This window comes from Pseudomonas sp. NFACC37-1, assembly GCF_900101575.1.
GTDB lineage: Bacteria > Pseudomonadota > Gammaproteobacteria > Pseudomonadales > Pseudomonadaceae > Aquipseudomonas > Aquipseudomonas fluorescens_AA.
Genome location: NZ_FMUZ01000027.1, coordinates 77,642 through 89,362 on the forward strand (window position 1 = coordinate 77,642; position 11,721 = coordinate 89,362).

7 protein-coding genes are annotated in these 11,721 nt (G+C 64.7%); 4 read left to right on the top strand and 3 right to left on the bottom strand.

Annotation, left to right across the window (positions count from 1 at the left end; all coding sequences use genetic code 11):
• Nucleotides 1–17 precede the first annotated feature (17 nt).
• On the bottom strand, nt 18–1,013 hold the full coding sequence (cra, locus tag BLP82_RS22980; protein ID WP_092173314.1) for a catabolite repressor/activator: 996 nt from the start codon (nt 1,011–1,013) through the stop codon (nt 18–20).
• A gap of 289 nt (nt 1,014–1,302) precedes the next feature.
• Here cra and ptsP point away from each other — a divergent pair, with 289 nt between their 5' ends.
• The 4 genes from ptsP to BLP82_RS23000 all read left to right on the top strand — a co-directional run bounded on the left by ptsP (nt 1,303) and on the right by BLP82_RS23000 (nt 8,611).
• Nucleotides 1,303–4,167 (top strand): phosphoenolpyruvate--protein phosphotransferase, encoded by a 2,865-nt coding sequence (ptsP, locus tag BLP82_RS22985; RefSeq protein ID WP_092173318.1) that lies wholly within the window; start codon nt 1,303–1,305, stop codon nt 4,165–4,167.
• The gene (gene pfkB, locus BLP82_RS22990; RefSeq protein ID WP_092173321.1) at nt 4,167–5,108 is read left to right on the top strand and encodes a 1-phosphofructokinase; all 942 of its coding nucleotides are present in this window, start codon (nt 4,167–4,169) and stop codon (nt 5,106–5,108) included. The genes ptsP and pfkB overlap by 1 nt, the downstream gene beginning before the upstream one ends.
• Nucleotides 5,109–5,122: 14 nt before the next feature.
• A complete protein-coding gene (locus tag BLP82_RS22995) occupies nt 5,123–6,871 on the top strand; it encodes a PTS fructose-like transporter subunit IIB (protein ID WP_092173324.1) in 1,749 nt (582 codons plus the stop codon).
• A gap of 198 nt (nt 6,872–7,069) precedes the next feature.
• A complete protein-coding gene (locus BLP82_RS23000) occupies nt 7,070–8,611 on the top strand; it encodes an alkaline phosphatase D family protein (protein ID WP_092173327.1) in 1,542 nt (513 codons plus the stop codon).
• Nucleotides 8,612–8,758: 147 nt separating this feature from the next.
• On the opposite strand, the gene BLP82_RS23005 is transcribed toward BLP82_RS23000, so the two are convergent.
• Both BLP82_RS23005 and BLP82_RS23010 read right to left on the bottom strand, forming a co-directional pair.
• Nucleotides 8,759–11,284: a PepSY domain-containing protein gene (locus BLP82_RS23005; protein WP_177344102.1), complete on the bottom strand. Its 2,526-nt coding sequence runs from the start codon at nt 11,282–11,284 to the stop codon at nt 8,759–8,761.
• 153 nt (nt 11,285–11,437) lie between these two features.
• A partial coding sequence (locus BLP82_RS23010; RefSeq protein ID WP_139197923.1) for a transposase occupies nt 11,438–11,721 on the bottom strand: 284 nt, incomplete at its 5' end.

Sequence of the window (11,721 nt, forward strand, 5' to 3'; positions counted from 1 at the left end):
TCAATCCTGAGAAAACGTCAGCCCTGGTGGATCCGCTGCTTGAACGTCCGGGCGATGGCCTGCACGCCAGGCTGGTAGTCATCGTTTTCGATGGCTGCCAGGGCCAGTTCCAAGGCCTTGTCGGCGATCAACTGATGTTGTTGGGACATGGCATTGACCGGCAGCGGCAGGAAGTCCAGCAACTGCGTGTCACCAAACGTGCCCAGGCGCAATGGCCGCGACTTGAGCGGGAAATCATGCAGGGCGTCGAACACCCCTTGCAGCAGCACATAGGACGTCGTGATCAATGCATCGGGCAGATGCCCCAGGCGCGCGAGCATTTCATCCATCAACTGACGGCCGCATTCACGGCTGAACGACTCGCCCTGCTCGATCAACACCTGGCCCTCGAACCCGGCCAAGGCTTCGCGAAAACCTGCGGCCCGTTCCTGGCTGATGCTCAACTCGGGACGGGCGCCGATCAAGGCGATTTGCCGAGGGTGGGTCTCCAGCAGGCTGCGCGTCAGGTGCAGGCTGGCCTGGCGGTCGTCGCTGATTACCGAGCAGAAATGCGCCGGCTCCATCACCCGGTCGATGGCGATGATCGGAATGCCCTTGGCCTGCAGCTGCTGGTAGCTGTCGTCGCCGGCCGGCAGGCAGCTGGCGACGATCAGCGCATCGCAGCGCCGGGCGCGGAACAATTGCAACAGTTGCCGTTCACTGTCGGGCGCATCATCGGAACTGGCGATCAGCAACTGATAGCCCCGTGCCCGTGCGCCTTGTTCCAGCAACTTGGCGATGCGTGCGTAACTGGGGTTTTCCAGGTCTGGCAGGATGAAGCCCAGGGTGCGGGTGTGCCGGCTGCGCAGCCCGGCGGCCTGGGGATTGGGGGTGAAGCCATGTTCCTCGACCACCGCCCGCACCCGTTCGACGGTGGCGCTGCTGATGCGTTGCTGTTCGGCCTTGCCATTGATGACATAGCTGGCGGTGGTCACGGACACACCGGCCAATTGAGCAATATCACTGAGTTTCAACCCGGTTTTCCTTGTTTTTTCGAGTTAGCCCCGACGATAAGGGCCATCCTACCCGATTCAAGCTGACGGTTACCGTTCAAGCGCTTACGACAAGTTGCACTTCAAGGATGAGAGATTATCGAGTAACGTGCCAATCTTTCTAGATTAAACGTTTCAGCAAGCGTATTTTCAAGGCTAGCAGGATTTTTGGCCGTGCTGCCGCGATACCGCCAAAAGTTGTTCCGCAACGCTAAGCTGATTCATTCAAAACAATACCTGGCGCCAACCCGGACGCCAAAAAGGAGAAAGCATGCTCGAGCTCACTCTAGAGCAGATATCCATGGCGCAGACGGCTGTGGATAAAGACGCTGCACTGCAATTGCTCGCCGACAAACTGGTGGCCGATGGCCTGGTAGCCGAGGGTTACCTCGCTGGCTTGCAGGCCCGTGAAGCCCAGGGTTCGACCTTTCTTGGCCAAGGTATTGCCATCCCCCACGGCACCCCGCAGACCCGCGACCTGGTCTACTCCACCGGCGTGCGCCTGCTGCAATTCCCCGAAGGCGTGGACTGGGGCGATGGTCAGATTGTCTACCTGGCCATCGGCATCGCCGCCAAGTCCGATGAACACCTGCGCCTGCTGCAACTGCTGACCCGCGCCCTCGGTGAGACGGACCTGGGCCAGGCCTTGCGTCGCGCCGGTTCCGCCGAAGCGTTGCTGAAGCTGCTGCAAGGCGCGCCGCAGGAACTGGCCCTGGATGCCCAGATGATCGGCCTCGGTGTATCGGCTGATGATTTTGAAGAACTGGTATGGCGAGGTGCACGCCTGTTGCGCCAGGCCGACTGCGTGAGCAACGGCTTTGCCGGCGTGTTGCAGCAAGTCGATGCGCTGCCCCTGGGCGATGGCTTGTGGTGGCTGCACAGCGAGCAGACCGTCAAGCGCCCGGGCCTGGCGTTCGTCACCCCGGACAAACCCATCCGTTACCTGGGCCAACCGTTGAGCGGTCTGTTCTGCCTCGCCAGTCTCGGCGAAGCCCACCAGGCCTTGCTGGAAAGGCTCTGCGCCTTGCTGATCGAAGGCCGGGGCCACGAACTGGGCCGCGCCACCAGCAGCCGCAAGGTGTTGGAAGTGCTCGGCGGTGAATTGCCCGCCGACTGGCCCAGCGCGCGCATCGGCCTGGCCAACGCCCATGGTCTGCATGCACGTCCGGCGAAGATCCTCGCCCAATTGGCGAAAAGCTTCGAAGGCGAAATCCGCGTGCGCATTGTCGACGGCCAGGACAGCGCCGTGTCGGCCAAGAGCTTGAGCAAACTGCTGAGCCTGGGCGCCCGTCGCGGCCAGGTCCTGGAGTTCATCGCCGAACCGAGCATTGCCGACGACGCGTTGCCGGCACTGCTGGCCGCCATCGAAGAAGGCCTGGGCGAAGAGGTCGAACCGCTGCCGCCACCGAGTGCGCCACGGGAAACCGTGATGGCCGAAGTCGCGACCGTCATGCTGGCGCCCGAATCCGGCAGCCTGATCCAGGCCGTCGCCGCCGCCCCGGGCATCGCCATCGGCCCGGCTCACATCCAGGTATTGCAGGCCATCGACTATCCGCTGCGCGGTGAGTCGGCGGCCATCGAGCGCGAGCGCCTGCAGAACGCCTTGAACCAGGTGCGCCGCGACATCCAAGGCCTGATCGAGCGCGCCAAGGCCAAGGCCATCCGCGAGATCTTCATCACCCACCAGGAAATGCTCGACGACCCGGAGCTGACCGACGAAGTCGACACCCGCTTGAAGCTGGGCGAGAGTGCGCAAGCGGCGTGGATGGGGGTGATCGAAGCCGCCGCCAAAGAGCAGGAAGCCTTGCAGGATGCCTTGCTGGCCGAACGGGCCGCCGATCTGCGAGACGTCGGCCGTCGGGTACTGGCGCAACTGTGTGGCGTCGAAACCCCGAACGAACCCGATCAACCCTACATCCTGGTGATGGACGAAGTCGGCCCGTCCGACGTGGCCCGTCTGGACCCGACCCGTGTGGCGGGGATTCTCACCGCCCGTGGCGGCGCCACCGCCCACAGCGCCATTGTCGCCCGTGCCCTGGGCATTCCGGCGCTGGTGGGCGCTGGTGCGGCGGTGTTGCTGCTGGCGCCGGGCACATCCTTGCTGTTGGATGGCCAGCGCGGTCGCCTGCACGTGGACCCTGACGCCGCCACGTTGCAGCGCGCCAAGGAAGAACGCGATACCCGCGAACAGCGCCTCAAGGTCGCGGCCGAGCAGCGCCACGAACCGGCGCTGACCCGTGACGGGCATGCCGTGGAAGTGTTCGCCAACATTGGCGAAAGCGCCGGCGTCGCCAGCGCGGTGGAGCAGGGCGCCGAAGGCATTGGCCTGTTGCGCACCGAACTGATTTTCATGGCCCACAGCCAGGCGCCGGACGAAGCGACCCAGGAAGCCGAATACCGCAAGGTGCTCGATGGCCTGGCCGGTCGGCCGCTGGTGGTGCGCACCCTCGATGTGGGCGGCGACAAGCCGCTGCCGTACTGGCCGATCGCGAAAGAAGAAAACCCGTTCCTCGGCGTGCGTGGCATTCGCCTGACGTTGCAGCGCCCGCAAGTCATGGAAGCGCAACTGCGGGCCTTGTTGCGCTCGGCGGACAGCCGTCCGTTGCGGATCATGTTCCCGATGGTGGGCAGCGTCGACGAGTGGCGCCAGGCCCGGGCCATGACCGAGCGCCTGCGCCGGGAAATCCCCGTGGCGGACCTGCAACTGGGGATCATGATCGAAGTGCCGTCCGCCGCGTTGCTCGCGCCCGTGCTGGCCAAGGAAGTCGACTTCTTCAGCGTCGGCACCAATGACCTGACGCAATACACCCTGGCCATCGACCGTGGGCATCCGACCCTTTCGGCCCAGGCCGATGGCTTGCACCCGGCGGTGCTGCAACTGATCGACATCACCGTGCGCGCCGCCCATGCCCATGGCAAATGGGTCGGTGTGTGTGGCGAATTGGCGGCCGATCCGCTGGCGGTGCCGGTGCTGGTGGGCCTGGGCGTGGATGAGCTGAGTGTCTCGGCCCGTAGCATTGCCGAGGTCAAGGCGCGGGTTCGCGAACTGAGCCTGACGCAGGTACAAACCCTGGCCCAAGCGGCCTTGGCCGTGGGCAGCGCCGATGACGTGCGCGCATTAGTGGAGGCGCTGTAATGGCGAAGATTCTAACCCTGACCCTCAACCCGGCGCTCGACCTCACGGTAGAGTTGGCGCGCCTGGAGCCGGGCCAGGTCAACCGCAGCGACGCCATGCATGCCCATGCCGCAGGCAAGGGCGTGAACGTGGCCCAGGTGTTGGCCGATCTGGGTCATACGCTGACGGTCAGTGGCTTTTTGGGTGAAGACAATGCCCAGGTGTTCGAGACGCTGTTCGCCCAGCGGGGTTTTGTCGACGCCTTTATCCGTGTCCCCGGCGAGACCCGCAGCAATATCAAGCTGGCCGAGCAGGACGGCCGCATCACTGACCTCAACGGGCCGGGCCCGGTGGTCGATGCCGGCGCACAGCAGGCCTTGCTGGCGCGACTGGAACAGATCGCCCCCGGCCACGACGTGGTCGTGGTGGCGGGCAGCTTGCCTCGGGGCGTCAGCCCGCAGTGGTTGCAGGCATTGATCACACGCTTGAAGACACTCGGCCTGAACGTCGCCCTCGACACCAGCGGCGAAGCCTTGCGCGTTGCCTTGGCGGCGGGGCCGTGGCTGATCAAGCCGAACACAGAGGAACTGGCCGATGCGCTGGGGTGCGAGGTGGTGAGCGAAGCGGCCCAGGCGCAAGCGGCGCAGCGCCTGCATGCCCAGGGTGTCGAGCATGTGGTGATTTCCCACGGTGCCGATGGCGTGAACTGGTTCAGTGTCGGTGTGGCGCTGCATGCCTCGCCGCCCAAGGTCAGCGTCGCCAGCACCGTGGGTGCCGGGGATTCATTGCTGGCGGGCATGCTCCATGGCCTGCTCAGCGCCGACACCCCGGAACAGACACTGCGCACTGCCACGGCCATCGCCGCCATGGCGGTCACGCAGATCGGTTTTGGCATTCACGACACCGCGTTGCTGGCGTCGCTTGAACAGGGCGTGCGCGTGCGCCCCCTGACAGAACAATAAGAGGGTTCGCAAGAATGAAACTAGCCATTGTGACGGCCTGCCCGAACGGCATGGTTACCAGTGTGTTGTGCGCCCGCCTGCTGGACGCCGCGGCGCAGCGCCAGGGTTGGAGCACCAGTGTCGAGGTCCATGACGCGGCCCATCCGGAACGCCAGTTGTCGGCGGCGACCCTCGAAGCGGCGGAGTGGGTGCTGCTGGTCGCCAGCGGCCCGGTGGACCTGTCGCGGTTCGTCGGCAAGCGGGTATTCCGCAGCACACCGGCCCTGGCCCTGCAGGATGTTGATGCGGTGTTGCGTCGTGGCGCCGTAGAGGCTGAGGTTCTGGGCGAGGCAGACGCGTTCGCGCAAGCGCAAGCGCCGGCGGCGTCGGCCGAGCGTGCTCCGCGCCTGGTCGCCATCACCGCATGCCCAACGGGTGTTGCCCATACCTTCATGGCCGCCGAGGCCTTGCAGCAGGCGGCGACGAAACTGGGCTACGACTTGCAAGTGGAAACCCAGGGTTCGGTGGGGGCGCGCAATCCGTTGAGCGCCGAGGCCATCGCCGAAGCGGACGTGGTGCTGCTGGCGACCGACATTGAAGTCGCCACCGAGCGGTTTGCCGGCAAGAAGATCTACCGTTGCGGCACGGGCATCGCCTTGAAACAGGCCGAAGCGACGCTGAACAAAGCGCTGGTCGAAGCTCGCCAGGAAAGTGCGTCGAGCGGCGCCAGCGCCCCGGCCAAGTCGGAGAAGACCGGCGCCTACAAGCACCTGCTGACGGGGGTGTCGTTCATGCTGCCAATGGTGGTGGCCGGTGGTTTGATGATCGCCTTGTCGTTCGTGTTCGGCATCGAGGCCTTCAAGGAACCTGGAACCCTGGCGGCCGCGCTGATGCAGATCGGCGGCGAGACCGCGTTCAAATTGATGGTGCCGCTGCTGGCCGGCTACATCGCCTATTCCATCGCCGACCGTCCGGGCCTGGCGCCCGGCATGATCGGCGGGATGCTCGCGAGTACCCTGGGTGCCGGCTTCATAGGCGGGATCATCGCCGGTTTCCTGGCCGGTTACGCGGCCAAGGCGATCAGCCGCTACGCGCGCCTGCCCCAGAGCCTGGAAGCGCTCAAGCCGATCCTGATCATCCCGTTGCTGGCGAGCCTGTTCACCGGCCTGGTGATGATCTACATCGTCGGCAAACCGGTGGCGGGGATGCTCGAAGCCTTGACCCACTTCCTCGACAGCATGGGCACCACCAACGCGATTCTGCTGGGCGTGCTGCTGGGGGCGATGATGTGCGTCGACCTCGGCGGGCCGATCAACAAGGCCGCCTATGCGTTTTCGGTGGGGCTGCTGGCTTCGCAGAGTTATGCACCGATGGCCGCGGCCATGGCTGCCGGCATGGTGCCGCCCATTGGCCTGGGCATCGCCACGTTCATCGCCCGGCGCAAATTTGCCCAGACCGAGCGCGAGGCCGGTAAAGCGGCACTGGTGCTGGGGCTGTGCTTCATCTCCGAAGGCGCGATCCCGTTCGCGGCCAAGGATCCGCTGCGGGTGATCCCGGCGAGCATCGCCGGCGGTGCGCTGACCGGTGCGCTGTCGATGTACTTCGGCTGCAAGCTCATGGCCCCCCACGGCGGCCTGTTCGTGATGCTGATCCCCAACGCCATCAACCATGCGTTGTTGTACTTGTTGGCGATCGTGGCGGGGAGCCTGCTGACGGCAGTGGCGTACGCGCTGCTCAAGCGGCCTGAGGTGGTGGAGATGGCGTTGGAGCCGGCCAAGGCCTGATTCAATTCACACCTCCTCCTTCATGTGGGAGCGGGCTTGCTCGCGAAAGCGATGTGTCAGTTGGCAGATGTATTGCCTGACACACCGTCTTCGCGAGCAAGCCCGCTCCCACATTTCGTTCTACTGTGTGCATGAAATCCCTGTCACACCCACTTCACACAGCCATGCTTAAGTTTTCCCATTTCAAGGGAGAACACCATGAGCGAATTCGACCTGGGCCGCCGTCGGGTGATGCAAGCCGTGGGGGCGGGGATATTGTTGCCGGGGCTGGCGCCGGCGGTGATGGCTTCGGTCAAGGATCGTCCGGTACTCACCGACGGTGTGCAGTCTGGCGACTTGCAGGGCGACCGGGCGATGATCTGGAGCCGCAGCGACCGTCCGGCGCGAATGGTGGTGGAGTGGGACACCCGCAGCAAGTTCACCAATCCCCGTCGCTTCGTCTCGCCCATGGCCGACGCCCGCAGTGATTTCACCGCCCGGGTCGAACTCACCGGGCTGCCCCGCGACCAGGCGATTTTCTACCGCGTGCATTTCGAAGACGCCCAAAGCGGGGTTGCCAGCGAGCCCTGGCTCGGCCACTTGCGCAGCGTGCCGCAGTTCAAGCGCAACATCCGTTTTGTCTGGAGTGGCGACACCGTCGGCCAGGGTTTCGGGATCAACCCGGACATCGGCGGCATGCGCATCTACGAAGCCATGCGCCTGCGCCTGCCGGATTTCTTTATCCACAGCGGCGACACCATCTACGCCGACGGCCCGGTGCCGGCGCAAATCACCGTCGAGGGTGGGCGCATCTGGCGCAACCTCACCACCGACGCCAAGAGCAAGGTCGCCGAAACCCTGGATGAGTATCGCGGCAACTATCGCTACAACCTGATGGACGAAAACGTACGCCGCTTCAATGCCGAAGTGCCGCAGATCTGGCAGTGGGACGACCATGAGGTGGTCAACAACTGGTCGCCGGGCAAGCAACTGGACGAGCGTTACCAGACCAAGGATATCCACAGCCTGGTGGGGCGTGCGCGACAGGCCTGGCTGGAATATGCGCCGATGCGCCGGCAGAAGGCCGACGGCGGCGGGCGGATCTACCGCAAGCTCGGTTACGGGCCGCTGCTGGATGTGTTCGTGCTGGACATGCGCAGTTACCGCGAAGCCAACGATGCCAACCTCGGCGCGGCCAAACCGTTCCTGGGGCGTGAGCAATTGAATTGGCTCAAGCGCGAGTTGAAGCAGTCCCGCGCCCAGTGGAAAGTCATCGCCGCCGACATGCCCATCGGCCTGGGTGTGCCGGATGGCGAGGTCAGCCCCGGCGTGCCGCGTTGGGAAGCGGTCGCCAACGGTGACCCGGGCGCGGCCCAGGGGCGTGAACTGGAAATCGCCGAACTGTTGGGGTACCTGCGCAAGCATCAGGTACGCAACTACGTCTGGCTCACCGCCGACGTCCACTATTGCGCCGCCCATCACTACCACCCCGAACACGCCGCGTTCCAGGATTTCGAACCGTTCTGGGAGTTCGTCGCCGGGCCATTGAACGCCGGCAGCTTCGGGCCCAACGCCCTGGACAAGACCTTCGGCCCGAAGGTGGTGTTCCAGAAAGCGCCCCCGACCCAGAACACCTCGCCGTTCGCCGGGTATCAATTCTTTGGCGAGGTGAACATCGATGGGTCGAGCGGGGAGATGAGCGTGGTATTGCGGGATCTGGAAGGGGTGGCAGTGTTCGAGAAGAAGTTGCAGCCGGTTTGAGAAGACTGATCGTTCCCACGCTCCCGCGTGGGAATACATCCCGTGACGCTCCGCGTCACATCCAAGCGGAACGCAGAGCGTCCCTGGCGGCATTCCCACGCGGGAGCGTGGGAACGATCAGCAACAGGGATGATGTTGCGGCCAGGATCAGTAGACATCCCGCCGATACCGCCCCTGCTCGATCAGGCGCTCCACTTCCTCGCGCCCCAGCACGTTGTTGAGCACGTGATCGACCCCGGATGCCATGCCCTGCAAGCTGCCGCAGACATAGATCGCCGCGCCGTCGGCCACCCATTGCTTGAGCAGCGCGGCCGATTCCAGCAGACGGTCCTGGACGTAGATTGTCTGCTTCTGATCCCGGGAGAAGGCCAGGTCCAGGCGTTCCAGGTCGCCGGAGGTCACCCATTCCTGCAACTCATCGCGGCAGTGGAAATCGTGTTCGCGGTTGCGCTCGCCGAACAGCAGCCAGTTGCGCTGCATGCCCTCGGTGACGCGCGCCTTGAGCAGGCTGCGCAGGCCCGCCAGGCCGGTGCCGTTGCCCAGCAGGATCATCGGCACGCCTTGGGGCGGCAGATGGAAGCTGCTGTTGCGGCGCAGCCGCAGGCTGATGGCGCTGCCCAGCGGTGCGTGTTCGGTCAGCCAGCCGGAACCGACGCCCAGGCTACCGTCGACGTGACGTTCCTGGCGCACGATCAGTTCCAGCACGCCGTCGGCCGGGATCGAGGCGATGGAGTATTCGCGCATCGCCAGCGGTGCCAGCGCCTCCACCAGCGCCTGGGCATGCAGGCCGACCAGGTGGGCGCGGTTTTCCGGCAACTGGCGGGTCGCCAGGGCTTGATTGAGGCTCTGGGACAGGCCGTCAACTTGCACGCGCGCCTGGCCGGAGAGGCCGAGACCATCGAGGAAATGCTCGATGGCCCACAGGTCATTGCGCGGCAGGATTTCCACCAGGTCGCCGGCCAGCCAACTGCTCGGCCCGGGGGCGGTGAGGCCCAGCAGGTACACGCCCGAGCCGCTGCTGTCGGGGTTCAGCAGGGTGCGTTGGCTGAGGGTCCAGTTTTCAAAGGTGGGGGCCTGCCAGGTGTCGGCAGGCGCCTGCCCGGTCAGTTCGGCCAGTTGTTGTTGCCAGTGACGCAGGGCGTAAGGGTCGCCGCTGTCGACTTCCACCGGCGCGAACAGGGTCTTGCCGCCGTGTTCCGCCAGCCAGGCGTGCAGGCGCCGGGCGAAACCGCAGAAGTGTTCATATTGCCGGTCGCCCAGGCCCAGCACCGAATACTGCAAGCGCTCCAGGCTCAAGGCCTGGCCCAGCACCTTGCGTTCGAAGCCGCGGGCACTGTCCGGCCCTTCGCCGTCGCCAAAGGTGCTGACGACGAACAGCGCGCGGGTGGCGTTGTTCAGGTCTTGTTCGCGAACATCGGCCAATGGCTGGACCTTCACCGGCAAGCCGGCGGCCTGGAGTTGGCCGGCAGTCTGCCAGGCCAGTCGCTCGGCGAAACCGCTTTGGCTGGCGAAACCGATCAGCCAGGCCGGCGCATCGGTCGGGTTGGCGCTCAGGGCCTGGCGGGCGTTTCTGGCCTGGCGTTTCTTGCGGCGACGGTCCAGGTACAGCAACCAGCCGGTGATGAAGAACAGCGGCATGGCCAGCGCGGCGACGGTCACCAGGATCCGCCCGACCAGGCCGAAGTAGCTGCCGATATGCAGGGCATAGACACTGGTCAGCAACTGCGCCTTGAGGCTCTTGTCGCTGTAGCGGCTATGCCGGCTGATGACGCCGGTGGCCGGGTCGAGGATGAGCTGGTTCAGCGCCCGGTCGTGAGGTGAGTTTTTCAGCAGGTAGAACACGGTCGCCGGCTGCCCGGCCACGGGCGGCATGCGCACGTTGTAGGCGGACAGGCCCGGGCCGGCGGCGCTGTAGATGCTGCTCCACATGGCCCGGTAATCGGCCACGGGCGGTGGGCCGCTGGGTGCCGGGCCGCGATTGCGCACCCGTTCCTCTTCCGGCGCGTCGGAAAGCAGGCGGGTCACGCCTTTGTTGTACCAGTCGTAGGACCAGGTCAGCCCGGTCAGTGCCGCCAGCAGATAGAACACCAGGCACCAGGTGCCCGCCACCGAGTGCAGGTCCCAATTGAAGCTACGACCTTTTTTCCCCCAGTCGAGAGTCAGCCAGGCGCGCCAGCTTTTCCATTGGCGCGGCCAACGCAGGTACAGCCCGGACAGACAGAAGAACACCAGGATCAGCGTGCAGGCCCCGGTGATTTGCCGGCCCACGTCATCCAGGGTCAAGACGCGGTGCAGCCTGAGCATCAGGCCAAAGAAATCCTGGCCGGTCACCTCACCCATGAACTGTGCGGTGTAGGGGTCGAAATAGCGCATGGCATCACGTTTTTCCCCGGGAGGCGCCGCGAAGATCACCCGCGCGGCGTTGCCGCTGTCGGTCTCGACCCAGAGCAGGGCGACGGTCTTGCCGGAGGCGGCTTCGATCTGCTCCACCAGTTCGGCGGGCGGCAAGACGCCGGCCGGTTGCTTCTCGACCGTCAGCACCTGCGGGTTCAAGGCCCGCAGGATTTCATCCTGAAACGACACCACTGCCCCGGTAACGCCCATCAACGCCAGGACCAGCCCGGCACTGATGCCGAAAAACCAGTGCAACTGGAACAGGGTTTTCTTCAACACGTCGCCCGCCTTGTTCATCTATTACTGTTCATCACGGTGCGCATTATGCCGTGTGTTATCGAGAAGCATTCATAAACACACCTAAAAGGTGCCGATCAGTGATGAGGTGAGCGACAAAATCCTGTGGGAGATTCTATGGTGCAGGGCTACCCCCTAAATGCCTTTCGGTAAGTATTCGCTCTGGTTCTTCAGCAGGGCGAATACCACTCGGGCAAGCTTGCGGGCCAGTGCCACTAATGCTTCGGTTGTGCTGAGTCCCCGGGCCCTTAGTGCCTCATAAAAACCCTTCCATGCCGCTGTGCGCCTCGCCGACATCGCGGCGTTATGCATCAATCGACGGGCCTCTGGGTCACCTCGCTTAGACAGGCAGCGGCGTCCCTTCTTTTTCCCTGAGTCCGATATACGCAGGTCTAGGCCCAGAAAAGCGATGAAGGCAT

Excerpts from the sequence above, each read along its gene's own strand:
- ptsP (WP_092173318.1), top strand. The coding sequence starts at position 1,303 with ATGCTCGAGCTCACTCTAGAGCAGATATCCATGGCGCAGACGGCTGTG.
- pfkB (WP_092173321.1), top strand. The coding sequence starts at position 4,167 with ATGGCGAAGATTCTAACCCTGACCCTCAACCCGGCGCTCGACCTCACG.
- BLP82_RS22995 (WP_092173324.1), top strand. The coding sequence starts at position 5,123 with ATGAAACTAGCCATTGTGACGGCCTGCCCGAACGGCATGGTTACCAGT.
- BLP82_RS23000 (WP_092173327.1), top strand. The coding sequence starts at position 7,070 with ATGAGCGAATTCGACCTGGGCCGCCGTCGGGTGATGCAAGCCGTGGGG.